We start from the raw sequence: 24729 nt of genomic DNA, 5'->3' as shown, positions 1-24729 counted from the left end.
TCACCTTAACAAGCAGGGTGAATTTTCTCGTTACCAGGTATAACCGGGGAACGAGTAACGAGTATAATTTGGGCATTCCTCACCCTACAAATTAGGCGGTGAAGTATTTAGCCGCTGGGTGATAGGTAATAATTGCAGTGGTGGATTGTTCGGGATAAAGCTGCTCGCTTTCATCCATGTACAAGTTTATCCGATCGCACTTTAACAATTCCAGTTGCTTGTACTGATCCGCCATATTCGGACAAGCAGGATAGCCAAAACTGTACCGCGAACCGCGATATCTCTGCGCTAGCATATCCCGAATATTGTCCGGTTCTTCGCTACCAAAGCCCAATTCGCGCCGAATCCGCGCGTGAGTCCATTCTGCCACGGCTTCCGCTGTCTGCACCGCTAACCCGTGAAAGTAGAGATAATCGGTATATTGATTGTTAGCAAATAGCTTTTGCGCGTACTCTGTAGCAACTTCTCCCACTGTCGCTACTTGCATCGGAAATACATCTATTTTACCCGATTCTTTCGGCGCGAAGAAGTCCGCAATACACAGCCGGCGCGCCGATTTTTGGCGGGGAAACGTTAATGTTGCTGCGGGTGTCGATAAATCTTGCCCGTTACTCATAATTTCGGGATCGTACAAATACAAAGAATTGCCTTCTGCTTGACAGGGAAAATATCCGTAAATTGCTTGGGGATTCAATAGCTTTTCGGCAATAATTTTGTGTTTCCATTCCTCCAATATCGGATAAACTTTTTCCGCTAAAAAAGCATCGTATTCTTCCCGCGATTGGTCTTTTGGCTTGCGGAACTGCCACTGACCGGCAACTAAGGCTTGCAAATCTAAGTGCCAGAAAATCTCCTCAAAGGGGATCTCTTCTCCCTGCAACAGTTTTGTTCCCCAGAAAGGAGGATTTGGGCGATCGATATCTGCAGCAACTGCTTCGGAACGCTTGGTATCAATCACCACCGGAATATCTGCTTTTCCAGCATCTTCTACAGCAGTTTCTGCCGAAATTTTAGCTGCTTTCACCGTCTTATTTTCTTGCCCTACTTCATCTAAAAATCCTTGCAAATCTTCCCAGTTACCAGCAGATTTGGCTGGCATGAGTTTCTCCATAAAATGCAAGTCAGAAAACGCATCTTTGCCGTAAATTACTTTACCTTTATACGTGTTTTGGCAGTCTTCATGCACAAACTTGGGAGTCAAAGCTGCGCCGCCCAAAATCACGGGAACGGTGATTCCTTTCTGGTTGAATGATTCGAGATTTTCTTTCATGAATGCGGTGGATTTCACCAGCAAACCGCTCATTGCAATACAGTCGGCTTTGTGCTTTTCGTAGGCTTCGATGATGTTGTCAACCGACTGTTTTATTCCCAAGTTAATCACTCGGTAGCCGTTGTTTGATAGGATAATATCAACCAAGTTTTTGCCGATGTCGTGAACGTCGCCTTTAACAGTCGCGATCAGGAATGTGCCTTTGGCATTATCCCCGGATTCTGACTTTTCCATGTACGGTTCTAAATAGGCAACGGCCGCTTTCATGGTTTCTGCGGACTGCAATACAAACGGTAGCTGCATTTGTCCCGAACCGAACAATTCTCCGACTACTTTCATTCCGTCTAGCAAGAAGGTATTGATAATTTGCAACGGCGGATAGGTTTCTAATGCTTTGGCGAGTTGGATGTCGAGTCCAATTCGTTCGCCGTCGATGATGTGCTGCTTCAGGCGTTCTTCTACGGGGAGGTTTGCGTCTTCTGTCCGATCGCGCTTGGTAGTTTTGCCAGCAAACACCGTTGTCAGGTCGCCCAAGGGGTCGTAAACGCAAATTTCGCCGTCGAACTCTCTCTCGTCGTAAATCAGTTTACGGCAGATTTCTTGGTGTTTGGGGTCGATTTTGGCGATCGGCAAAATCTTGTTAGCGCTGATAATAGCCGAATCCATCCCCGCCTGCATCGCTTCGTGCAAAAACATGGAATTCAAAACTTGCCGCGCCGCCGGATTCAAGCCGAAGGAAATATTAGAAACTCCCAAAATTACGTGACAACCGGGCAATTCTTGGCGAATGCGGCGGATTGATTCGATGGTAGCTTTGCCGTTTTTTCGGTCTTCTTCAATCCCGGTGGAAATGGGCAAAGCTAAGGGGTCAAAAAAGATTTCCTCAGCGCTAATTCCGAAGGCGACGGCGGCGTTATAGGCGCGTTGGGCGATCGCAAATTTTTGGCCAGCAGTTCTGGCCATCCCATCTTCATCAATCGTCCCGATTACTATCCCTGCGCCGTATTTTTTTGCCAATTCCAAAACTTGATAAAAGCGCGGTTCTCCGTCTTCATAGTTAGTAGAATTCAGCAAACATTTGCCGCCCGCAACTTTTAACCCCGCTTCCATCTTTTCCCACTCGGTGGAATCCAACATTAAGGGCAGAGTTGCATTAGTCACCACGCGGGAAACTAATTGTTTCATGTCGCGCACGCCGTCGCGCCCGACATAATCAACGTTGACATCGAGAACGTGGGCACCTTCTCGCACTTGTTCCCTAGCCATTGCTACTAAACCGTCCCAATCTTCGGCGTTTAGCAAATCGCGGCATTTTTTGGAACCGCTGGCGTTGAGTTTTTCGCCGACAATTAAGAAAGAATTTTCTTGTTCGTAGGGTTGGGCGCTATAAATTGAAGCAGCGGCCGGTTCCCAAGAAAATTCGCGAATTTTGGGTGTGAGAGTTTCGCCAATTTCTGATAGTTGTTGGATGTGATCGTAGCGGGTGCCGCAGCAGCCGCCGATGACTTGCACGCCTAAGTCTTCGACGAAGCGCATCAAGGCCATTTTTAATTCTATTGGCGTGAGTTTGTAGTGCGCGTGGCCGCCGATGTTTTCGGGTAAACCGGCGTTGGGAATGCAGGAAATTACAAAGGGCGAATGTTCGGAAAGGTATTTGACGTGTTCCGTCATGCGATCGGGCCCGGTGGCGCAGTTTAATCCTAAAATATCTATGGGATAGGGTTGCAAAATGGCGAGGGCGGCGCTGATGTCTGAACCGACTAACATCGTGCCGGTGGCTTCCATTGTGATTGATACCATTAATGGAATCCGCGCACCTTTTTTCTTAAATACTTCTTCAATAGCATTTAATGCTGATTTAATTTGCAGCACGTCTTGACAAGTTTCGACAAGAAATAAGTCAACGCCGCCGTCATAAAGTCCTTCTGCTTGTTCGGTAAAAGCGGCGGTTAGCGTGTCGAAATCGATGTGTCCTAATGTTGGCAATTTGGTGCCTGGCCCGATCGATCCTGCGACAAATCTCGGTTTTTCTGGCGTGTCAAATTCGGCGGCGATTCCCTTGGCGAGTTCTGCCGCTGTTTTGTTGAGATAATATGCTTTGTCTGCTAAATCGTATTCGGCGAGCACGATGGAAGCAGCGCCGAAGGTGTCTGTTTCTATGACATCAGCGCCTGCTTCGAGGAATCCCCTGTGCACGGTGGCGACGGCTTCCGGTTTGGTGTGCACGAGATATTCGTTGCAGCCTTCGTATTCTTTGCCGCCGAAGTCTTCTGCGGTGAGGTTTTGGACTTGCAGGTTGGTTCCCATTGCGCCGTCGAAGACGATGACGGGGCGCGAGGGGTGGTGGAGTCGATCGAGAAATCTGCTATTCATCGGCGGTAAAAAGACGTAGGTGCTATATGTTTACATTTTGATCTATTGTGCAATATTCTCAACAATTATGCCTATCTTGGGGAACTGCTGATGACTGAAGGATTTAATGTTAGTGACAATAGTTCGTAGGCGCAAGCCGGGGCGTAGCCATCGCACCTGTGATTTTACCGATCGCCCTAGATAATTGTCAAAATTTGGCTGCGGGCGATGCTGCGGGGGAAAAATTGGCCAGTTGCGAGGGTTTTTTTCGCTTAACTGTTGAGAATTTTTGCAAAAATGCGATCGAGATAATTAAACGAGTCATGCAAAAGGGCGATCGAATTATCTTACAGCAAGCCGGGGAAGACATCGCCGCCATTGTTTTGGAAGAAGAGTTTCAAAAACTAGATTACCTGCTGGAAGAACTCAAACCGTCACAATTTTTCCCCGACTAAGAAGCCTATTATGAAGATTGTGGAGCAATTCACTGCATCTACCCGGACGAACTTGTCAAGGACTTTGATAAAATTTTAGCAGATGTCAAGGAATTTGACGAATTGTTTGGTTTGCTGCCAACGCAGGAAATGGGAGAGAATATTTATATTTTTATATCTGTAGCTATTCTGATGTCTGTCGATCGATTTTGGGTATCGGATTACCTAATAGCTGAAAAAGCCAGACTAAAAATGCTAGGACAAGTAGTTACTGCAAAAAAAACATAGTATCTTGTAGGGGCAAGTTTAGCTAAAATTATCTGATAAAAGCGACTTTATCAAGGCAAAACCCGCCCCGCTTTGGGAGTTCCAGAAATTTGGAGATATCGCCGCGAAACTCTGGAAGTTTATCAACTTGTAGAGGGAAAATACGAAGCTGTGGCTCAAAGTATAGCTTTTCCTTTTTTGCCGATCGCAGAAATACCCGCATTCATTGAACAAAGCAGGGCGATCGGACAAAGATCCGCCGTGCGTCTATTTCGGACAAGAATCAGAGAAATTTTGCAAAATCCCAACCCATAATAAAGTATAAAAGGTTCGTAGTGTGGACTTTAGTCCGCATTTAAAAAGGACTGAAGTCCTAACTGCGAACCTTTGAGCCTTAAAAAAACCTTAAACTTTTTGATTATTTCTTTCTCGTCTTTCTCTGTGAACCCCTTTTCGGTAGGTGCTTAATTTCACTTTCAGCTCCTGCAAGTTCTAATGTAGCGTCTACTTCTTCTATAATTTCTAAATCAACAACTTCAACACCGCCCTCGCTGATTGCTTCCGCTATCTCAACCTCCTCCAAATCCTGCTGATTTTCGATTAAATGCACCTCTAACCCAGAATCTATAATCGGCAAATCATCAATTTCTTGACTAATTTCAGCTTCTCCACTTACCTCCTGAATTCCCACCTGCGCTAAATTTTCCTGGCTGGCTAGAGTAATTTGAGTTTCTCTAATTTCCTTCTCTACAAGCTGCGCCGATAACTGCTGATTTTCCCTTAACAACTGTTCAATTTTAATCGCTTGAATTCTAAGCTGTTCATTCAAAAGACGAATTTCTCGGTTTTGCTGCTGAATCATATCTTCACCATCAGCAATCGTGCGATTCCTCTCTAATATCACCTCATTTCTCGTTTCTAATTCCAAAGCGCTCATAGCTGCTTTAATCACATTATAAAAATGCGGCTTAGAAACATCAATTTGTTTAGCATTATGGCGACTTTTTCCCAAAAGCCCAATCTTTTCGCCTTGCTTAACAGCTAACACAAAACCTTGATGATTTTTAATTTTTAATTCTTTAACAAAATCAACTTGAACTAAACTGCAAATATATTTGTGACAGTCATAATAAAATTCTGCTTTCATAAAAAAGCACCCCTTTCTGCTACAGTGCGGAAGAATTATACCACGAAGAACGTTAAATCTAGAATAAAATTTTTAACGCTATGGTGCGCGCCGATCGCCCTACGATACTGTCCAATGTATGAAATGTCAAGAGTTGCTGCTAGAATTCATCAAAAACAAAGAATGTATAGCCGATAATTGCCTTATTTGCTGATATATGCCCTTGTCAATCCGTAACGATAATAAGCTGTTTCTAAATCAACTATTTCATCCTGAACTTGAGGTGCTAATTCAAACAAACTTAACTGAATTGGCAGCTCGTAGTTTTTTGCTTGGTTAAACTTGCTCAAAAGTCTTGCTTCTAAATCCTGGTGCGATTCTAAATTTCCATCGAACAGAATGTGCTTAATTTGCAAATTAAATGCTTTGAGTTTGTGGCAAACTAAAATAGTCCTATGACAAGTTATCGGGTCTTTTTCCGCACACATTAAACTGATTTTAAAGTTTGCTGCGCCTTTGAGCAAGCGCTGAATTCCGGCGGAAAATAGAGGAGTTGCTGCTATGCGATCGTACAAAGCTTTACCCTCAGTATCATAACAGCTTAAATCTTCCGGCCTCGCACCCAATTCTTTACCTAAAAAAACATATTGAATGCCGACCTCTGACAAAAAAGCAGCAATTTCTGATTTATTGAAATGAGGTAAATAGCGGCTGAAAGGATGCGATCCTCTTCGAGGGCTTCGCTAACGCACGTCCGCAACCGCTGTTATTCCGTGTTTTTGCAGCAGCAAAAGAAACGATTCAATACTCTGATTTGAGTGTCCGATCGTAAATAATTCCATTGCTTCGATCTTACTATTCAGTTTTTGCTGGACGAGAGTTTGTTTGGCCCGATGGTTTCAATCTGCAGACTTCAACTTGTGGGTTGTTTCACCAGCTTTTGAATCAAAATTTGCAAACCCAGCAGCATCAAACCGACAGCCGCCAGCCCAAATACGCCTGTACCCAAAGCCACCATTCCGACTACCAAAGTTCGCACGGCAACACTAATTTTAAGCACGGTAATATTGCTGGAATGCACCGGCTTGCTAGCAAAACTTAGAGCGATCGACATAGTTAGCGAATACAAACCATAAGCGAAGGCGCTGGCGATCAGCGAACCTATTACGCACCGCAAAACCGTAGGCTGCCGAGAAGATGCAGGCGCTGCATCTCCAGCAGAATTTAGAGGTTGGGAATTAGAATTTGGATTAGTTAAATCAGCCATTGCAATTTTAGATTTGAGATGTGAGATTTTAGCGCTGTGGTTAATTCACCAAAACAAAAATCCGTGTTTGATGGCATTTTATCAGTTATTCGATCTCAATAGACTCTGCGCGAAGTTAGATATATCGGGGTCGATCGCCCTAATTGGCCTTTAACGGGCGATCGCACCACCTGTGAGTTACACCCTCGCAATCGGCGGTTTTGTATCGTTTCCCTCCGAACAAATCCGAATCCCAGTATTGCTAAAATTTGCTACCCAAAAATCCAAATCGGGAGAAGCGATCGCACTTTTCACCCGTTCCACAATCTGCTGAGCCTGCTCTTGAGACTCGCAGAGTGCAAACACCGTCGGCCCGGAACCCGACATCATCGTTCCCAAAACCCCCGCAGACTCAAATGCTTCCCGCAACTGCAACACCTGCGGGTACACGGGTAAAGCCACTTTTTCTAAATCGTTGTGCAGCAATTGACCAATTTTCGATCGATCTTTTTGGGCGATCGCCCCCACCATCGGCCCCGAATGCAGCCGTTCCCGGCGACAGTCCAAATCCTCCGATCCACAATAGGAACTACTGAACTGCTGGCGATAAGTTTGATACGACCATGCCGTAGAAATACTGAGATTGCGGTACTTCGCCAGCACCACAGAAAAACCTCCCAAATCCGGCAGTGGCGACAGTTTATCCCCGCGACCAGTTGCCAAAGCCGTACCTCCACCAATGCAAAAAGGCACATCCGAACCCAAAGTTCCCCCCAACTCTTGCAACTCCGACTGAGTGAGTCCCAATTGCCAAAGCAAATCCATCCCGACTAAAACCGCAGCCGCATTTGCAGAACCGCCGGCGAGCCCCGCCGCCACCGGAATCTGCTTGTGAATCGCAATTTCGACTCCGCCGTATTTGGCCAAAGCATCGGGGAATTGCTGCGCCAGCAAATCCGCCGCCCGGTAAGCCAAATTATTTTTATCAGGAGGAACTTGCGGGTGATCGCAGCGCACGCGAATCGTGTCGGTACCGATCGCCCGCAAGTCAATTCGATCGGCCAAATCTATGCTTTGAAGTACCATCGCCAGTTCGTGATATCCGTCGGGGCGATCGCCTATTATTTCCAAATACAGATTGATTTTTGCGGAAGCTAAGAGAGAATAGGAACGCATAGGTGATTAAGCCGCAGGTGAAAGAAACACCTGGTTGAAATTAATTGATACAAGTCAGAGTCCATTTTCTCACAACTCAAAGGAAATATTATGCAGGAAATGTGGAAAACTTTTTTTAGTTCGGGGTCATTTATTCCTCACGGGCACTGCTATCTCTGGCAGACCAAGTTAGTCTGGCTTCACGTAGCCTCAGATTCGATCATTGCAATAGCGTATTTTTCCATCCCGATTACACTAATTTATTTTATTTCCCAACGCAAAGATTTACCCTTTGACTGGATCTTTGCCATGTTTGGAGCCTTTATCGTCGCCTGCGGGATCACTCACATATTTGAAGTCTGGACGCTGTGGCATCCTACCTATTGGCTTTCAGGAACTATCAAAGCAATTACCGCCACCATTTCCTTCATTACAGCCATACTTTTAGTAGACTTGATCCCGCAAGCCCTAGCCCTTCCCAGTCCCGCCCAGTTAGAAGTAGCAAACAGCCTCCTTCAATCAGAAATAGTCGAGCGCCAATCAGCAGAAACAGCCCTCAAAAAAGCAAAAGACGAACTAGAAATTAGAGTTGAAGAACGCACGGAACAACTCAAAAAACAAACTCTCAACCTAGAACAAACTTTGTTAGAATTGCAGCAGACTCAAGCCAAGCTAATTCAAAGCGAAAAAATGTCATCTCTGGGGCAATTAGTAGCTGGCGTCGCCCACGAAATCAACAATCCAGTCAACTTCATTTACGGCAATCTAACTCCCGCTGGCGAGTATGCAAAGAATCTACTTGAACTGGCCGATATCTACGAACAACACTATCCCAATCCCATACCGATAGTTAAACAAAAACTTCAATCTCTGGATTTAGATTTTATCAGAGAAGACTTGCCAAAAATCTTAACTTCCATGAAAACAGGAACCGACAGAATCCGCGATATTGTCAAGTCGCTGCGGACTTTTTCGAGGCTTGACGAAGCAGAAATGAAATTAGCTGACATTCACGAAGGTATTGACAGTACCCTGATGATGTTGCAAAACAGGCTGAATCCCAAACCCGGTTTTCCCGGCATTGAAGTTATTAAAAACTACGGCAATTTACTGAAAGTAGAGTGCTATCCCGGACAGCTAAATCAGGTTTTTATAAATATATTCAACAACGCTATTGATGCCTTTGAGGAAAATAACAAAAATACCCAAGTTGTCAGCAAAAATCATCTCAAATTCATCAGAATTTCTACCCAAATTGTAAACGAAAAATGTGTAGAAATCGGGATTTTTGACAATGGTTCGGGAATCGCCGAGGATGTAGTCGAGCAGATATTTAATCCTTTTTTTACAACTAAACCTGTAGGTAAAGGTACGGGACTGGGTTTGTCGATATGCTATCAAATTATCACCGAAAGACACAAAGGAGAATTGGAGTGTATTTCAGCACCGGGACAGGGTACGGAATTTATTATTAAAATTCCGATTAGCGTTAAAGAATTATTGAACAATTGAAAGTCATCAGCCATCAGCCATCAGCCATCAGTCATTAAGCTGTACTGCATTTAAAGTGAATATTTCCGGCCGGCTTTGGGGCCTACCCCACTCGCGGTTTGATTGTTTTTTGAGATATAATTTAAATGCTGAGCAAGCTCAGTCATTCGCCATCAGTCATCCGAAAACAAATTATTGCTCAAATTTACCCATTGAGCCACGCTCAAATCTTCCGCGCGAGATTGAGGATTTATCTGTAATTTTTCTAACAATTGAAGGAGTTTATCTAAATCGACAGATCCTTTCAAATTATTTCGCAGCATCTTGCGCTTGCTGCCAAATCCCAACTTGATTAAATTCTCCAAATAGCGCGGATTAACCGCCGCAGTTTCTATCTGTCTAGGACGCAACCGCACCACAGCAGAATCGACTTTTGGAGGCGGATAAAAATCTCTAGAAGGCACATCACAAACTAACTCGCATTCTGCTAAATATTGTACCCGCACCGACAAAGCGCCAAAAGCTGTCGAACCAGGTTTAGCGTAAAGCCTTTGGGCGACTTCTTTCTGCACTAACAGCACGATCGCATCGAAAGGTTTAGCAGCAGGCGCAGATATCGTTCCCAACAGTTTTTGCAGGATGGGGCCGGTGATATTATAGGGAATGTTGGCAACAACTTTATTGGGATTTTGGAATTTGGGAAAGGCTATTAGTTCAGCCTCTAATTCCATTTCCAGGAAATCGCCTTGTAGCAATAAAAAGTTGTCAATTTTGCCTAGTTGCTTGGCTAGTTTTAGGCACAAATCTCGATCGATCTCCACAGCAACAACAGACTCAGCTTCTGGCAGCAAGCGCCGAGTCAGAATCCCAGTGCCCGGCCCGATTTCCAGGACGCGAGAACCATCTAAATTCGCTGCTTTGACAATCTTATCTAAGGCTTTCTCGCTTTTGAGCCAATGTTGAGCAAACTGTTTCCGGGGTCTGGTCGATCGCATTTTTTGAATTGCTGGGAGAAATCTTAGCCTGTCATTCTATCACAACCTCATATTTTTTCCCCACCTACAATCATGTTGATTTTTGTTAACATGGGTTGAATTCAGCAAAAAGCTTGGGCACTATAAAAAAATAAACGATAAAAAATAAGTTTATTTATCTCCAATTCCCAATTCCCAATTCCCAATTCCCCAAAAATGAAATTAGTTTGCCCAAAAAAAACAACTATCGGCAACCTCCAAACCTTTATGGAGTAAGTAACTTATAAATTTTCAATTCTTAAATTCTTCAATTTTTAAATGGTATGAATTTCCAACGAGTATTTGGTACATTACCCAGAACCCAAGCTAGCGCGCCTGGAAGAGTAAACCTGTTGGGCGAACACACAGACTACAACGACGGATTTGTACTTCCGACGGCAATTCCCCAGCGCACCACAGTACAAATTGGCTTCAGCAGCGACGATCGCCACCATTTTTATTCAGCAGAATATGACGAACTCATAAATTTTTCAGACGACGATACTATACCGCAAACATTCGTCACTTATATCTGTGGCTGCCTCAGACTCTTAGAAAAAGAAGGATACAAAATACCGCCAATAAATCTCTACATTACCTCCAACGTGCCGATCGGCGCAGGTTTGTCCAGCAGCGCCGCATTAGAAATAGCCACCCTCAGAGGAATGCGCGCTTTGCTCAACATCCCCCTAGACGACGTGCGGCTAGCTCAAATCGGACAGCTAGCCGAAATCCGTTATGCCGGTTTGAACTGCGGCATCATGGATCAAATGGCATCGAGTTTAGCAGACACCAACACCATGCTATTTCTCGACACCCGCAGCCTCAAATACCGCCCGATACCTTTTCCCCCAGGCACAGAAATTTTAGTAATTGACAGCGGCGAAAGCCACCAACTAGCAGCAGGAAGCGGCTACAACAAGCGGCGCGCTGAGTGCGAGGAATGCGCCCGGATATTGGGAGTTCAAGCTCTCAGGGATATCGCCGAGCCCAAAGCAGTCGAAGTATTGCCGGAACCCCTCAGAAGGCGATCGCGCCACGTCATCACCGAAAACAACCGCGTGCTGCAAGCAGTAAAATCTTTGTCTGCAAAGCGTTTCGGTGAGTTAATGAATGCTTCCCACGCGAGTTTGCGCGACGACTACGAAGTTTCAGTGCCCGCTGCAGACACGCTGGCGGCCATCTTGCAGTCAATCCCCCGAGTCTTCGGTGCAAGGCTGACAGGTGCAGGTTTTGGCGGTGCTTGCGTTGCGCTCGTCGAGACAGGTAAAACGGATGTTATCGCAGCAGAGGCGATCGATCGATACCAGCGTGCGGGTTACAGCGGCCGCGTTTTAGTTCCCGAAGTTCAACTGAATTCTTAATAACCTCTTGCAAAAATAACTAGGGCGGGCTTTCCGGCCCATCCCACAAGAATCATTTTTTATTGTGGGGTGTCTCGCCTGCCCTATAAATTGATGAAAAAAACTTTTGCCAGAGGTCTATTGTGGATTTGAATCTTGGATTGTTGGTAAAACCAGCCCCGGAGCGGAATTACAATTAATTTACCCGACGCGATCGAACTTATTAATTGCGGCCCGAAGATTGACCGGCCGTCGTAGCTATTTCCCCAGTTTCCATAAACTGCTTAAACCGGCGCAAATCGTCAGCAATTTGCTGTTCTGGTGCTTCGCCAAATAGTTTAGCCGCTGCACCAGCAATCGCACCGCCCGGAGGGTTGTATTCGATCGCAACTTTGACCTCAGTACCGCGTCCTGCTGGTGCCGGTTGAAAGCGCACAAAACCCGAATTCTCAACTTCAGCGCCTTCCACAGACACCCACGCAATTAACCGATTTTCTTCTTCGCGGACAATTTCTGCATCCCATTCTACACTATTGCCGATCGGCGCGCTGGCAATCCAGTGAGAACGCTTGTCATCTATTACCGTAACGTGTTTGAGATGCTTCATAAACCGAGGCAAATTCTCAAAATCGCGCCAGAAACGGTACAATTCATCAGCCGGTTTGTCGATCGTCACCGTCTTTTCAACTTTAATGCTTTGATTCGCATCTACAGCCGACTGCAAACCCTCAGCAACCCCCAGCCCGCGCGCAGCCAAACCGCCACCCGCAACCGCCAGCAAAGCACCTCTCAAAGAACGCTGCGACAAACCAAACAGCACCAGCGCCCCGCCACCTATTAACGAAGCCCAGCGTTCGGTATCGCTGGTGTTAGTTTGGTTTTGTTTGTCGGAATTTGTCATTGAAGTAGATTCCATTGGTTTAAACCTGGTAAATTAATAGCGGAAAATAGCAGCTAAAGGCGCCTCGGCCGGCACTTGTTCCGGCGGCATCGCGTAAACAGTTCCGCCGTTGAGAATAGTTTGAATTGCTGCCGCATTCAACAAATCTTCGTCGCCCAATTCTGCATCTGGGTGGATTTGCACCGCGTTCGTATCGGGATCAAAAGTACCCCACTGCTGAACGCCAAGAGCAACAAATAGTCGATCGACCCGTCCAAAATAAGCAGCCGAAACAGCTTCTTTCAAATCAGCAGAAATTTTATCGCTTCCTGTGAGATCGTGGTATTGTGCGATCGCCTCTGACTGAGCCTGCAAAAACAAAGGTTCCACCAGCGGCAAAGCTTCCGCCCGCAACTCTTCCGGCTTGAGAAGTTTCTGACTGCCTGTAATTCCTTCTTCAACTAAATGCGGGTAGGTATTGGCTTCTCGGTAAAGCGGGAGCAAATACTCAACTCCAGCTAACACTAAAGGAGCTTTTTTATTGCGTAAATAATTGTGCAGCGCCCCATCGATTATGTGGAAATACTGCAATATTTCGTGCTGCGGCTCATCTCGATCTGGACTTCCTTGACCGTGAAAACTTCCCGGCTGCTGAAAAGAATTATTAGTGCCTCCTTTTGAAGTAGCAATCCGAAACTGACCATCTTTAGCTGTCGGGTCATATTGCAGAGCCTCCTCAAGGCTTTTCGGCAAGTTTTCAACTTCAACTTCCCTAGCACTGTAAGCCGTACACTCAATCAGCCTCACTTCCTTCTGACTCAGAGCTAAAACATAAAATAAATTATCTCCTGTCAGCATAGGCATCAACGGTTTGACGTGAAAATTGTCGCTCACAACCACTAATTCTTCAAAATTCACCGGACAGGTATAGTAGCGGAAAAATCCCGAACCGACAAAAATCGCCAGCAGGTTGCTTTGATTTTCCCAAAAGTTTTCCTGGTCAATTTCTGCTCGGACTGGCTCTAGGAATTCCGCAGCTTCTTTTTTGTCAAATCCGTACTCTACTATTTTGTCTTCAGCCTCTCTGATTAAATTTTTGAACCGAATCGGATTTTGTTGAATTTCTGTTCCTTGAGCGACTGGCATATAAATTGAAACGCACAATCCAGGAGATTGTTGTACCAGTGCTTTGAGTTCCTCTACAGATATTAAGTTCATCGCTGAAACTCCTCTTTCTTCTAAGGGGTTGTGTAATGAAAACAACCGATTCTTTAAAATGTATCTCTCCTGACGTGGCCCCTGCGTCTGCCTAAAGTAAGGATCGGCTGCTGTAGAGCATTTCATCCCCGAACTAAAACCGGGTTTGCAGCCGCTGTTCCAATCGTACTGCTTATGACCTAAGATAGACGCCGCTAACTCGGCCGCTACTTTACCATAATTTAGTTTAGTCGGGTTCCACTACTCGTTATATCTGATGAAAACAAAACTGTTTCTGTGGTTGCTGTGGGGAACATTTATTGCCTACACCTTGCTGCTAGCTCCTCTCGATCGACCCGGAACGCTAACAGTTATTGAAAAAATGCTCAAGTTGCAGCTAGAAGGAATTAACCCCTACCTTGTCACCGTATTCGCTCTCATGGGAGTGTGGCCGATGGTCTACGCTTGCCTCCTATTTATTGATGAGAAAACCCAAAATATATCCGCTTGGCCTGCTTTCCTCGCTTCCAACGGCGCCGGTATCATCGGCCTAATTCCTTACTTACTCCTCCGCCAGCCCCAGCCACAATTTTCCGGCCGCAAAGATATGTTGCTCAAAATATCAGACTCCCGCTGGACAGGCATTGTACTTTTACTAACTACTATATGGCTGTTAGCTTGGGCTTGGTTAAATGGAGATTGGGCAGATTATGTCAGGCAGTGGCAGTCAATTCCTTTTGTGCATTTAATAACTTGGGATTGTTTCTTGATGGCTGTAATATTTCCCTCACTTTTGGGAGACGACATGGCACGCCGCGGACTCTCGGACGATCGCATTTTTTGGGCAGTCTCTCTACTTCCGCTGTTAGGGCCGCTAGTTTATCTTTGTCTGCGCCCCCCTCTGCCCGAATCTGCAACCGAAATCCCCACTTTCCCACTGACAGCCCGAAATTGAAACGAAAAATTTTATTCCCTGGGTTAAGGCTAACTGTCACTCGTTATAGTTGTAGGGTGCGACCGCCTGCATCATATCTCGATTTTCCAAGGTTTTATGAGGTCACTCTATGGAGCCCAATGATACATCGGCCCGCTACGACCGAATTGCCCAATGGTGGCAAACTGAGCATCAAGATTCAACCTACGGGATTGCCCAATTAGAACGGGCGATAAAATTTACTTCTAACCAGCACGCAGCACTTGATGTCGGGTGTGGAAGCAGCGGACGTTTTATTAACAGTTTATCCAAGCATGGATTTGGGCCTGAAGGACTTGATATTTCTAGCGAAATGATCGATTTAGCCCAGCAGCTACATCCAGAAATCACGTTTTACCGGGAAGACATTTGTGATTGGCTGCCGCCGAAACTTTACAGCCTGATTGCAGCGTGGGATAGCACGTTTCATCTGCCAATCAACAAGCAAGCGCCTGTGATACAAAAGCTATCCGATGCGCTTGAACCAAATGGAGTGATCCTGTTCACTTGTGGCGGCGGACATACAAGCAGCGAGGTTTCGGGAGCATTTCAAGGTCAAGACTTTGATTACAGCACTTTGGGTGTAGATACTTTCCTGCAAATTCTGGTTGAGCATCATTGCACCTGCCGCCATCTCGAATATGACCAGTATCCTCAAAATCATGTTTATATCATTGCCCAAAAGACGTAATCTATCATTCGCACAATAAAACTGTGGGATGTCGTAACTGGTGGCTGTATTAGGACGTTGATGGGCGATCGGCTGTATGAAGGCATGAATATTCAAGGGGCAACGGGATTGACGATCGCTCAAAAAGCGACCTTGAAAGTGTTAGGGGCATTAGCATAATCATCAATACCAATCTGCGATCGGCGCTTGGCAGCAGCGCTTCGCGAGTGCAAGTCCATTCCTTGAGGGGAGACATTGGCAAGATTTTGAGCAACCTGTCATTGACCTTTGAAAAAGTAGATCCGTGAAGTTGTGCGGAGGCAAGTAGCCTCGAACCCTCACCAAAAACCTTGATTCCGTCCGTACCAACGCAGTATTAGGCTGCTGGCAAGGGGAGGAAATGAATAGACCACTCCGGTTAACAGTTCGTTAAGTAAGTAGCCAATTCCTCAGAAATCACGAAACGAAGTGTATTGTTGTAAGTAATTTCATAAATTAGTGCATGATTTTCTAAAATTCTTAGTTTACTCCTCAGCCAAGAATGATCTTCAAAAAAATACTCAAGAATTAAGTTGTTTTTGTCTCCGTTGTAAACTGCACCTTTGGGCATAATAATGAACTCACGGGCAACTGGATACTCCCGTAAATCTTTTTTCATCTCTGCTAAAAGTTCAGGAATCAGATTCTCGATATCTGTAAATATACTTTCCGATGGTTTAGATAACACAAAGCTTGGTTTAGATAACACAAAGCTGGGTTTAGCTGCATTTTCGCGGGGAATAGTGAGTTTCAAAAGAACTTCGTTGATTGATTCAAGTGCTTTTACCATTTTTGCAGGGTGATCCTTTGCACTGGTAATTGCTGAAACAGACCCAGAAACTTCAATTTTGGTTTTATAAACATAAGAGTTTCCGGCTAGATCGTAATACTCTACTTCAAGATACAGGTCTTTCTCCCAAAGCTCTTTATTTGGGTAATAAATTGATACATCAAAAAAGAATGGATTAATGCGATCGATAACGGGGATATGGATAGGAAACAGACTGCCCAACTGTATCATCTGGGGCAGAGGTGAAATGTTAATCTTAACATTAACTGCTGGACCGTCTGTAAGTGCAATAATTCCAAGTTGGATAGTTTGCTCTTGCTCTGGTTTGCGCCTAAATAAATGCGTCAATCGCGGTTTAAAGAAATATCTTTTAGCCCAAATTGCATCAATAATGAAATGTTTGGCTGGAACTGTATGAGCACCTGCTCGAATGTAATAGCGTTGATCTGGAGCCATGTGTGGTCCAGCATAACTTTCATGAATGGCAACGAGCAAAACGGCTGAATCTGGCTGAATAACACCCCGTCCCATCGGGTCTGATATTAGTTTGATGTCGTATTTAGGAACTGGTACCACTTGATTGACAATCTGATCAACCCAGTCACGTAAATCGTGTCTCCCAATCTTTAAGGACAAGCCATTGTCAGCATTGCCATTATCATCAACACCAACAACGAAACATCCACCTCCAGCATTGGCAAAGCCTGATACTGCACAGTTTAGTTTCTTCTTGAGCTCCTCGGGTGGAGTGCGACTTGATTTGAATTCAAAACGATCGTCTTCTACTCTTGGGAGCTGTGTGAGGTCAAAAGTTTCAAGGTTAATCTTCATCAGCATTAAGAGATATTAACAACCTCAAAGTAGCACTTAACAAATGCTATTGAGGAAACGTAATCCCTAATATTAACACACAAACTGCGAACTACTACTATCCTCACCGATAATTCAAGCAGCCCAACAAGATGTGGGTATCCAAAACTTACATCTAAAGCCTCTATTGTAGGATGTCTTGCCCCGAATTAGCACAAATCTCCTCCAAGGTAGGAAAGCCCTCTCCCGAACTTGCAGCTAAGGAATAAAGCAGTTCTGCCCAAGGCACTGGAGCGACTTTACTGCTGGGTTGATTGCCATTTAGATATTTAGCTCGAATAGATTCTGCAAAAGTGAGAATCTCTCTGGCTTGGTCTTGAGGAAAAGATGTGACGAGTTCGTAAATCTGCTCGGCGATAGCCATACAAAGTTCCACATAGATTATACACCTGAAGGGATGCAAACTCAATTATATGAAACAAGAGCCTGTCTTGCCCCGCTACAACATAGTCCTAACTCAGCCCTTAACTTGCGGATCTTGAGTGGTGAAATTTGGTAATATTTTGCAAACTGAGTTCATTCCGCAACAGCTTACGCCATAGGCCATTTAGAGGAAATAGACGTTTCGCTTTTAATAAAAAATCACATTTAAGTTGTACAACTCAAGGCTTTCTGATTCTTGACTCCATTCTGCAATTGCTCATTCACCCATAACCCAAATAGGAAAAATACCTCATGTCTACATTCAAATACAACCGTCTAGACAAGAATAATGCTGCGGTTTTGCTCGTCGATCATCAAACTGGACTGTTCTCACTTGTGCGTGATATTGGTGCCGCCGACTTCAAAAATAATGTGCTGGCGCTGGCAAGTGCAGCCAAATTTTTCAACCTGCCTACAATTTTGACAACTAGCTTTGAGCAAGGCCCCAATGGAGTCATCATCCCTGAACTGAAGGAGAAGTTTCCAGATGCTCCCTTTATTCCGCGTCCCGGACAAATCAACGCTTGGGACAACGAGGACTTTGTTAAAGCAGTAGAAGCAACAGGCAAGAAGCAATTGATTATTGCCGGAATTGTCACTGATGTATGTGTTACTTTTTGTGCGCTTTCGGCATTAGAGGCAGGTTATGAGGTTTTTGTTGTCACCGATGCCTCTGGAACCTTTGATGAAGCCTGTCGCTATGCAGCTTGGGATCGAATGTCTCGTGCTGGAGTTCAGTTGGTCAATTGGTTTAGCGTTGTGTGTGAATTGCACCGTGACTGGCGCAACGATATTGAAGGACTGGGTAGTCTGTTAGCAGGGTTTATTCCTGACTACAAAAACCTGATGACCAGCTATGCAGCAACGGCAAATCCTGGATCTCCCAATAAGTAGTGAGAAAGCGCCTACTTTATTTACCTCGTGTTTAACTGAGTTAATATAGCAATCCTAAATCAGCCACCAAATCGAGCGAGACCAGAATCCTTGCAGTGCGAGCCAGAAAGCTCGCGTATAATGCAAGCAAATCATTTAGGATTGCTATATTGTCATCGCTAGGTTATCAATTTTATGTGAAACGTAGCGGTGACAACTACTTCGTTCCCAACCTTCTCGATCGCATTTGTTAATCTCCCTTCTGTTTCAAGACGTGCTGCCGAAAATTGCCGAGCAATTTGGTGTCTCTAGGGTTGTTTTTCTGAATAAAACTTTTCTCTCAGTTAATTCTCTAAATTCTATGTTGGAAGAACCGTTGGCCAGCAATACCAGTGAAGAAAACTATCTAGTCACCGCTGTGATCTCTCATGTAGTGAAACCGGGGCGCGAGCAAGGTTACGAAGCATGGTTTCATGGCATCGCCGCAGATGCACGAAAATTCAAGGGACATCTGGGTGTGAGCACTATTCGACCCCAGCATCACGCTCATCCTGAGTACGTGGTCATTCTCAAGTTCGATTGCTACGACAATCTCAAGGCCTGGCTGGAATCTGATGTTCGGCGAGAGTGGATTGAGCGATTGCAGCCTTTGATTGAAAACCCAGAAGATATTCAAACTCTGACCGGATTGGAAACCTGGTTTACGCTGCCCAATAAATCGATGAAAGCTCCACCCCCACGCTACAAAATGGCGTTAGTTACATGGTTGGGAGTGTTTTTTACCATTTCTATTCTCAATCGTTTGCTGGTACCGCTACTATCAGGGCTTCCTGCCTTGCTCACATCTCTGATAATCTCTGGTCTGACTGTTATCCTGCTCACCTATTTGGTCATGCCGCGCTTAACACAATTATTTCGCAAATGGCTATATCCCATTCCATAAAGTGATATGAATTTGTGGCGCTGCGGCGACGGGGACAATCGGTTTGGCTGGATAATTTTGAGCGAAGTTGGATTACTCACATCTTGCACTATTCTCGCTGAACAGGCTTTCCGGCCTGTTCCACAAGAAAATCTACTCTTTGTGGAACAGGCCGGAAAGCCTGTTCAAAAAAGGATTATTGACAATGGTGCAAGATCTCAGATTACCAACAGTAAGTTGCAGGACTACATTGATGACGATGGACTACGAGGGAGGCTGTCAAACTTTCAAAGCTTGCAAGCTGCAATTGAAGCGAAGAAATACGCGATCGACTTCAGTACAGTAGCCAACCAAAATATCAAGTGTTCCGCTCGGCATAAATACGATTATTTAATCAGACGAGACCTACAATTAGCGGCCGACTTGCTGAAACAAACCTATTTTCAGACTCGCTGTCGAGATGGGTATGTTCAAATTGATCTCCCTCCTCACTCGCTATTGCAGGCCCAAAGTGCGATCGCTGAATCTCAAATTCTCTGGGATTCGGTCGGCTGGCGTAATTTAATGCTCAGAATCCCAGCCACTCAAATCATGCTGCGGGTGATTGAACAACTAATTTGCGATCGTATTAACGTCAATGCAACGTTCGTGTTTTCTCATACAACCTACGAGCAAGTAGGGGATGCTTATCTCCGACGACTAGAAAGCCTCATTCAGCAAAGAGAATCTGTGAGTGAGATTGCTTGTTTTACCAGCTTCTCGATTGCTCGTTTAGATGCAGTTATTCATCCAATTCTAGAGAAAATTAAAATTAGGGGTTATATCATGTCCGGTAGTACAACCATAGTAAAATAGCTAAGTATACCCTTTGTAAAACCCATCTATCTGACAATGCCAAAACGTATTAGCATTGAGCCACATCTATCGTTACCAGAACTACAACAGCGTTACCGTCAAGCTTCATACCCTGTTGAAAAAAGTCATTACCAAATTATCTGGTTATTAGCATCTGGCAGAAGTAGCCGAGAGGTTTCACAAATAACTGGTTACAGTCTCAGTTGGATTTATGAACTAGTCTGGGGGTATAACCGCATTGGTCCAAAATCACTTGGAGATAAAAGGCATGAACATCAAGGTGCCGATACACTTTTGAATGATGTACAACAAGCACAACTATGGCAAGCGCTACAATCACCTCCAACTGTTGGTGGGCTTTGGAACGGACAGAAAGTTGCAAATTGGATGAGTGAATTATTAGGACGTTCAGTTAGTAGACAACGAGGTTGGGAGTATTTGAAGGCAATGAGACTACGTTTGAGAGTACCTCGATCCTCTCATCAGGAAGCAGACTTTACGGAACAGGAACAATGGAAAAAAAATTAGCAAAAACGGTGACTCAAGTTCAAGAAAAGTACCCAGACGCCGATGTAGAAGTTTGGACAATGGATTAACATAGAGTTGGGCTTAAACCAATAATTAGACGTATTTGAGTAGATGAATGGACAATACCCGTAGCATCGGTAAATTGGCGATTTAAATGGTTATGGTTGTATGGCTTCGTTCACCCACAATCTGGAGAAACAAAGGCGTGGATTCTACCTTTTGTGAATACCGAAATTTTTAATCAAGTTTTAGCCGATTTCGCCCAACATTTTGAAGTCGGGGAAAATAAACAAGTCGTATTGACTTTGGATCGAGCTCGATGGCATACCGCTAAAAAACTTGATGTACCGCAGGGCATTCATATTATAGAAATGCCATCTCACTCTCCAGAACTACAAAGGCGCAGAAAGACTATGGCCACTCACAAATGAGCCTATTGCTAACCGAACATTTAAAAATCTTGATGAATTAGAGGAAATTTTATTTAATCGCTGCCAACAATTACTCCAACAGCAAGAGTTAGTTCGAGGTTTGACAAATTTCCATTGGTGGCCCCAAGTTGCGGCTTAATTATGGTTATGCTACCGGACATGAGATGAGTGCTTTTCACTTACCCCTAATTTTTTGTCAGCCGTTTAACCAACGAATTGCAGCAAGAAATCGCCAAAACAGCCGCGCAATTGCTACTAGATAGCCTTGTTCATACTCAGCGTCAAAATGGTGAATACTCCCAGCAAATGACCGGCGCTCATGCAAGCCAGAAATGCCGGTACGCTAACATTGTTAAACAGAGATGGGAAGGGCAAAGGCATTTTCTGGCCGACGCGGGGATGCCAAATTATGCGGCTCAGAACTAGCAAGGCTAAGAGATTGCAAACAAACATTACTACAGGCTTTTGCCAGTTTCCTGATGCTGTGTCAGTCAGAGCTGATTCTACTAAGTAGTCGTGCAAAATTAATTACACGAGATTTCGCGTGAAAGCCTTACCTAGCAAGGAGTCTTTATGTAATTAATTTTGTGTAGTTACTTACTGCCAGTAAATTTGAGTTAATCATCGTTGATGCTCCTATTTTTCATATACAATCAGAGGTTATCGATGAAATTTATTGCCAAAAATACAGCAGGGGCGATCGCATCTCAACAATCAATATCTGTTTTGCTCTCAATATTCACTGCCCAGCTAGCTCGCCCCACCCGCAATCATCAAATCTCAGCAATAAATCTTTTAATGCCAGTCAAAAGTAACGCAAGCTACAAACTAACACAGTCGTACTCGCTGCCATTTGTAACTTTTAGCCTGTCTGGCAGTTGCAGCATTTACTCATACTGCCAGACCGGAAACAATGCTCGTTATTAGCGAGCGATATAGGTAGGCAGAAAGTGAAGGATGTCGCGTAGAACGCTATATCCAGCCAAGTCCCAGAGCAAATAAGCTAAGAAGCCGATCATCGCTAAGCGGCCGTTCCAAAGTTCTGCTTGCGGGTTAAAGCCAAACAAAAAGGCATTGCGATCTTTGCCGTTGTAAGCATTAGTGGTTGTAGGTACGTTAGTAGGACGAGTTTCCATGTTTTTACATTCCTTAACAATGTTTCGCTTATCATAGTAGCGACCTAATTTTTAGTTTGCTATCTGTCTCTAGGCTCAAGATACACACAAGTCTAAAGGAGGATTCTGAAACACAAAAATATGTGTTAAGTTTTGTTAACGATTTTTTTTTAGCGATCGCCTGTATCAGCAGATACAAAAGACCAGTACAAGTTGAGACTGCTGTTGTCAAAGGAAGTGTCTCATGGCAGGAATGGTAAATTTAAACTTCAAACCACAACACGATCGCCCGGAGTTAAGTAAAATATAAGATTCACAGATCGCGAGGGAGAAACAGTTATCGAAACCATCTACGGCAATCTTCAAGGTTTAAAGTCCAGCCAGCTCAAGCAACTCGAAAAGCTTTACCACCAGCGACTACCGGGCGATCGCATCACCACGGCAGAATTCGCCCAGCGCGTCGCAGCCATCAGCACCGAAATCGACAAACCAATCTGCACCTACATCAACCGTCGCGGACAAGTAATTCGCGTCGGCGTAGGTACACCCCGCCAAACCCAAATTTCGCCCCTAGAATTGCCCCGATACGGCGGAGGTCGCCTCAGCGGCATTCGCTGCATCGCCACCCACCTGAAGCCAGAAATCCCAAGCGAAGCAGCTCTCACAGCAATGGCAATTCAGCGCCTAGATGCCCTAGTGTGGCTGACGCTGACCGGCGGAGGATTTCAGCGCCGCGGCGGCGGTGCGACAGGTTACATCCAAGAAACTTATCTCGTTCACCTGATACCTCAAGGAGACCGACCAAATTTTGAGTTTTCCGTGTTAAGCGCTCAGTTACAAAAATCTGCAACTGATGAAACTGATGAAACTGATGAAATAGAAGAGTCTTCAGTTCAAAACTCACCAATCAAAACTCAACACTTTCCCTGGACAATCTCAGAACCGCTGAATTTGGACGACCTCGCAGACCAAGATTTTCAGGAGTTGGTGGAAGGACTAGAAGCAGAGTTTCAAGCTGAGTTTGTCGCTAAGCAGGTGGATGCAGACCAAGACAAGGTTCTGCTGGTGGGTGTAATGACTCAGCAGATGACTCTGCTGGATTTTGAGGACGGACTCGCAGAAATAACGCGGCTGGTGGAAAGCGCCGGGGGTCAAGTTCTGCAAACAGTGCGCCAAAAACGATCGCGCCCCCATCCTCAGACAGTCGTTGGCGAAGGCAAAGTTCAAGAAATTGCTCTCACCGCTCAGACGGTTAGCGCTAACCTCGTGGTATTCGATCGCGATCTGGCACCCGCACAAATACGTAACCTAGAAACTCTCCTCGGCATTCGCGTAGTCGATCGCACGGAGGTAATTCTGGACATTTTCGCCCAAAGAGCGCGATCGAGCGAAGGTAAATTGCAAGTCGAACTAGCTCAGCTACAATACACCCTGCCCCGGCTCAGAGGTCGCGGTCAGGCCATGTCAAAGCAGGGCGGCGGCATCGGTACCAGAGGCCCTGGGGAAACTAAACTAGAAACCGAACGGCGGACGATCGCCAAACGCATTACTCGATTGCAGCAAGAAGTAAATCAACTCCTCGCTCACCGCTTCCGGCTACGGCAGAACCGGCACCACAATGACGTACCCTCAGTCGCCATCGTCGGCTACACAAACGCCGGTAAATCGACCCTGCTCAACCTGCTCACCAATTCCGAAGTCTACGCCGCCGACCAGTTATTTGCCACCCTCGACCCCACCACCCGCAAGCTGACAATTCCTAGCGCCGAGGGCGGGGAACTTTTGTCGCTCGTCCTCACAGACACAGTGGGCTTTATTCGCGAACTGCCCCCCTCACTGATCGACGCTTTTCGGGCTACCCTCGAAGAAGTCACAGACGCCGACGCTTTGCTGCACCTCGTCGATCTCTCCCATCCCGCATGGCAAAGCCAAATTCGATCGGTCATGAATATTTTGACAGATATGCCCGTAACTCCTGGGCCTGCTCTTGTAGTTTTCAACAAAATCGATGCCGTAGATGAAGATAGACTCGCTCTCGCACGAGAAGAGTTTCCTCAAGCCGTATTTATTTCGGCCGCCAAAGGTCTCGGATTGGAAACTCTGCGCGATCGATTAGCGCAACTCATTGAATACGCCCTCTATCCTCGGTAAATACTTAAATATTCCTTTTAAGTAGTTGACAGTCAGGAATACACGTACATATACTGAGGACAGTTCCTATCGCAGCATGAGACGATAAAAGAGTAGTCAGATTGTGCATTGCCAAGTACGATAAAGCAGAGCTAGTTTGCGAGGAATTAAATAATTAATTTCAGGAGGTGGCGGTACTCGTAACAACACTCTTTGTTAATGACTGTAACTGCTGGTGGTGGAGATGTTGCCAGAAGATGTTGCTCGATCGCTCCCTGCAAAGCACTAAGTAACCTAGTGCCAACCACGAAGTTCTCGACCTCAAGGTGTAAGAAA

The 24729-nt window shown here is 45.2% G+C and carries 23 protein-coding genes and 2 pseudogenes; 11 read left to right on the top strand and 14 right to left on the bottom strand.

Annotated elements, in window-relative coordinates; all coding sequences use genetic code 11:
* Positions 1–91 precede the first annotated feature (91 nt).
* Entirely contained in the window at positions 92–3643 is a 3552-nt protein-coding gene (gene metH, locus QUB13_RS23930) for a methionine synthase (RefSeq protein ID WP_333385715.1), read from the bottom strand.
* A 158-nt stretch (positions 3644–3801) separates the two neighbouring features.
* Here metH and QUB13_RS23925 point away from each other — a divergent pair, with 158 nt between their 5' ends.
* Positions 3802–4077 carry a hypothetical protein gene (locus QUB13_RS23925; protein ID WP_333385712.1) on the top strand — a complete coding sequence of 92 codons (276 nt, stop codon included), beginning with the start codon at positions 3802–3804 and terminating at the stop codon, positions 4075–4077.
* A 339-nt stretch (positions 4078–4416) separates the two neighbouring features.
* A complete protein-coding gene (locus QUB13_RS23920) occupies positions 4417–4638 on the top strand; it encodes a hypothetical protein (RefSeq protein WP_333385710.1) in 222 nt (73 codons plus the stop codon).
* A gap of 103 nt (positions 4639–4741) precedes the next feature.
* Here the strand turns inward: QUB13_RS23920 and QUB13_RS23915 are convergent, their stop codons facing one another.
* The 4 genes and pseudogenes from QUB13_RS23915 to ispE all read right to left on the bottom strand — a co-directional run bounded on the left by QUB13_RS23915 (position 4742) and on the right by ispE (position 7871).
* Entirely contained in the window at positions 4742–5470 is a 729-nt protein-coding gene (locus QUB13_RS23915) for a hypothetical protein (RefSeq protein WP_333385707.1), read from the bottom strand.
* Positions 5471–5652: 182 nt separating this feature from the next.
* A pseudogene (locus QUB13_RS23910) lies at positions 5653–6159 on the bottom strand (DUF488 domain-containing protein); the annotation flags it as partial.
* A 203-nt stretch (positions 6160–6362) separates the two neighbouring features.
* On the bottom strand, positions 6363–6716 hold the full coding sequence (locus QUB13_RS23905) for a DUF3082 domain-containing protein (RefSeq protein WP_333385704.1): 354 nt from the start codon (positions 6714–6716) through the stop codon (positions 6363–6365).
* A 177-nt stretch (positions 6717–6893) separates the two neighbouring features.
* Positions 6894–7871, bottom strand: coding sequence for a 4-(cytidine 5'-diphospho)-2-C-methyl-D-erythritol kinase (gene ispE, locus QUB13_RS23900; RefSeq protein ID WP_194066624.1), 978 nt, complete (start codon positions 7869–7871; stop codon positions 6894–6896).
* 90 nt (positions 7872–7961) lie between these two features.
* On the opposite strand from ispE, the gene QUB13_RS23895 reads away from it, so the two are divergent.
* Positions 7962–9362, top strand: coding sequence for a sensor histidine kinase (locus QUB13_RS23895; protein ID WP_333385701.1), 1401 nt, complete (start codon positions 7962–7964; stop codon positions 9360–9362).
* 152 nt (positions 9363–9514) lie between these two features.
* Here the strand turns inward: QUB13_RS23895 and rsmA are convergent, their stop codons facing one another.
* Complete coding sequence (rsmA, locus tag QUB13_RS23890; RefSeq protein WP_333385698.1) at positions 9515–10336, bottom strand: 16S rRNA (adenine(1518)-N(6)/adenine(1519)-N(6))-dimethyltransferase RsmA; 822 nt, start codon at positions 10334–10336, stop codon at positions 9515–9517.
* A 302-nt stretch (positions 10337–10638) separates the two neighbouring features.
* Here rsmA and galK point away from each other — a divergent pair, with 302 nt between their 5' ends.
* Entirely contained in the window at positions 10639–11718 is a 1080-nt protein-coding gene (galK, locus tag QUB13_RS23885) for a galactokinase (protein ID WP_333385695.1), read from the top strand.
* Between the two features lie 202 nt (positions 11719–11920).
* Here galK and QUB13_RS23880 read toward each other — a convergent pair whose 3' ends face one another.
* A complete protein-coding gene (locus QUB13_RS23880) occupies positions 11921–12613 on the bottom strand; it encodes an SRPBCC family protein (protein WP_333385693.1) in 693 nt (230 codons plus the stop codon).
* 18 nt (positions 12614–12631) lie between these two features.
* Positions 12632–13795, bottom strand: a complete 1164-nt coding sequence (locus QUB13_RS23875) for a baeRF3 domain-containing protein (RefSeq protein ID WP_333385690.1) — start codon at positions 13793–13795, stop codon at positions 12632–12634.
* A 256-nt stretch (positions 13796–14051) separates the two neighbouring features.
* On the opposite strand from QUB13_RS23875, the gene QUB13_RS23870 reads away from it, so the two are divergent.
* Together QUB13_RS23870 and QUB13_RS23865 are read left to right on the top strand one after the other, a co-directional pair.
* Positions 14052–14729, top strand: coding sequence for a DUF2834 domain-containing protein (locus tag QUB13_RS23870; protein ID WP_333385687.1), 678 nt, complete (start codon positions 14052–14054; stop codon positions 14727–14729).
* A gap of 109 nt (positions 14730–14838) precedes the next feature.
* Complete coding sequence (locus QUB13_RS23865; protein WP_333385684.1) at positions 14839–15438, top strand: class I SAM-dependent methyltransferase; 600 nt, start codon at positions 14839–14841, stop codon at positions 15436–15438.
* Between the two features lie 397 nt (positions 15439–15835).
* On the opposite strand, the gene QUB13_RS23860 is transcribed toward QUB13_RS23865, so the two are convergent.
* Both QUB13_RS23860 and QUB13_RS23855 read right to left on the bottom strand, forming a co-directional pair.
* The gene (locus QUB13_RS23860; protein ID WP_333385682.1) at positions 15836–17083 is read right to left on the bottom strand and encodes an AlbA family DNA-binding domain-containing protein; all 1248 of its coding nucleotides are present in this window, start codon (positions 17081–17083) and stop codon (positions 15836–15838) included.
* 157 nt (positions 17084–17240) lie between these two features.
* Entirely contained in the window at positions 17241–17480 is a 240-nt protein-coding gene (locus QUB13_RS23855) for a DUF2281 domain-containing protein (protein ID WP_333385679.1), read from the bottom strand.
* Positions 17481–17791: 311 nt separating this feature from the next.
* On the opposite strand from QUB13_RS23855, the gene ycaC reads away from it, so the two are divergent.
* From ycaC to QUB13_RS23835, 4 genes and pseudogenes are all read left to right on the top strand, one after another.
* Positions 17792–18433, top strand: a complete 642-nt coding sequence (gene ycaC, locus QUB13_RS23850) for an isochorismate family cysteine hydrolase YcaC (RefSeq protein WP_333385676.1) — start codon at positions 17792–17794, stop codon at positions 18431–18433.
* Between the two features lie 253 nt (positions 18434–18686).
* A complete protein-coding gene (locus QUB13_RS23845) occupies positions 18687–19355 on the top strand; it encodes an antibiotic biosynthesis monooxygenase (RefSeq protein WP_333385673.1) in 669 nt (222 codons plus the stop codon).
* Positions 19356–19361: 6 nt separating this feature from the next.
* A complete protein-coding gene (locus QUB13_RS23840) occupies positions 19362–20189 on the top strand; it encodes a transaldolase family protein (RefSeq protein WP_333385669.1) in 828 nt (275 codons plus the stop codon).
* Between the two features lie 36 nt (positions 20190–20225).
* Positions 20226–21287: pseudogene (locus QUB13_RS23835) on the top strand (IS630 family transposase).
* Positions 21288–21403: 116 nt separating this feature from the next.
* Here the strand turns inward: QUB13_RS23835 and QUB13_RS23830 are convergent.
* The 3 genes from QUB13_RS23830 to QUB13_RS23820 all read right to left on the bottom strand — a co-directional run bounded on the left by QUB13_RS23830 (position 21404) and on the right by QUB13_RS23820 (position 22818).
* Entirely contained in the window at positions 21404–21670 is a 267-nt protein-coding gene (locus tag QUB13_RS23830; protein WP_333385666.1) for a Photosystem I reaction center subunit PsaK, read from the bottom strand.
* Positions 21671–22071: 401 nt separating this feature from the next.
* The gene (locus QUB13_RS23825; RefSeq protein WP_194066620.1) at positions 22072–22284 is read right to left on the bottom strand and encodes a chlorophyll a/b-binding protein; all 213 of its coding nucleotides are present in this window, start codon (positions 22282–22284) and stop codon (positions 22072–22074) included.
* A 396-nt stretch (positions 22285–22680) separates the two neighbouring features.
* Complete coding sequence (locus QUB13_RS23820) at positions 22681–22818, bottom strand: hypothetical protein (RefSeq protein ID WP_228049827.1); 138 nt, start codon at positions 22816–22818, stop codon at positions 22681–22683.
* Between QUB13_RS23820 and hflX the strand changes: the two genes are divergently transcribed.
* Positions 22756–24414 (top strand): GTPase HflX, encoded by a 1659-nt coding sequence (gene hflX, locus QUB13_RS23815; RefSeq protein WP_333385745.1) that lies wholly within the window; start codon positions 22756–22758, stop codon positions 24412–24414. The two genes, QUB13_RS23820 and hflX, sit on opposite strands and share 63 nt — an antisense overlap.
* 146 nt (positions 24415–24560) lie before the next feature.
* On the opposite strand, the gene QUB13_RS23810 is transcribed toward hflX, so the two are convergent.
* A complete protein-coding gene (locus QUB13_RS23810; RefSeq protein WP_194011373.1) occupies positions 24561–24701 on the bottom strand; it encodes a hypothetical protein in 141 nt (46 codons plus the stop codon).
* Between the last annotated feature and the right edge of the window lie 28 nt (positions 24702–24729).

Source organism: Microcoleus sp. B4-D4, from assembly GCF_036705185.1.
Classification (GTDB): domain Bacteria; phylum Cyanobacteriota; class Cyanobacteriia; order Cyanobacteriales; family Microcoleaceae; genus Microcoleus.
This window is presented reverse-complemented; position numbering and strand designations above follow the sequence as displayed.

Coding starts and splice junctions, on each gene's coding strand:
- metH (WP_333385715.1), bottom strand. CDS start 3,643: ATGAATAGCAGATTTCTCGATCGACTCCACCACCCCTCGCGCCCCGTC.
- QUB13_RS23915 (WP_333385707.1), bottom strand. CDS start 5,470: ATGAAAGCAGAATTTTATTATGACTGTCACAAATATATTTGCAGTTTA.
- QUB13_RS23905 (WP_333385704.1), bottom strand. CDS start 6,716: ATGGCTGATTTAACTAATCCAAATTCTAATTCCCAACCTCTAAATTCT.
- ispE (WP_194066624.1), bottom strand. CDS start 7,871: ATGCGTTCCTATTCTCTCTTAGCTTCCGCAAAAATCAATCTGTATTTG.
- QUB13_RS23895 (WP_333385701.1), top strand. CDS start 7,962: ATGCAGGAAATGTGGAAAACTTTTTTTAGTTCGGGGTCATTTATTCCT.
- rsmA (WP_333385698.1), bottom strand. CDS start 10,336: ATGCGATCGACCAGACCCCGGAAACAGTTTGCTCAACATTGGCTCAAA.
- galK (WP_333385695.1), top strand. CDS start 10,639: ATGAATTTCCAACGAGTATTTGGTACATTACCCAGAACCCAAGCTAGC.
- QUB13_RS23880 (WP_333385693.1), bottom strand. CDS start 12,613: ATGGAATCTACTTCAATGACAAATTCCGACAAACAAAACCAAACTAAC.
- QUB13_RS23875 (WP_333385690.1), bottom strand. CDS start 13,795: ATGAACTTAATATCTGTAGAGGAACTCAAAGCACTGGTACAACAATCT.
- QUB13_RS23870 (WP_333385687.1), top strand. CDS start 14,052: ATGAAAACAAAACTGTTTCTGTGGTTGCTGTGGGGAACATTTATTGCC.
- QUB13_RS23865 (WP_333385684.1), top strand. CDS start 14,839: ATGGAGCCCAATGATACATCGGCCCGCTACGACCGAATTGCCCAATGG.
- QUB13_RS23860 (WP_333385682.1), bottom strand. CDS start 17,083: ATGCTGATGAAGATTAACCTTGAAACTTTTGACCTCACACAGCTCCCA.
- QUB13_RS23855 (WP_333385679.1), bottom strand. CDS start 17,480: ATGGCTATCGCCGAGCAGATTTACGAACTCGTCACATCTTTTCCTCAA.
- ycaC (WP_333385676.1), top strand. CDS start 17,792: ATGTCTACATTCAAATACAACCGTCTAGACAAGAATAATGCTGCGGTT.
- QUB13_RS23840 (WP_333385669.1), top strand. CDS start 19,362: ATGAATTTGTGGCGCTGCGGCGACGGGGACAATCGGTTTGGCTGGATA.
- QUB13_RS23825 (WP_194066620.1), bottom strand. CDS start 22,284: ATGGAAACTCGTCCTACTAACGTACCTACAACCACTAATGCTTACAAC.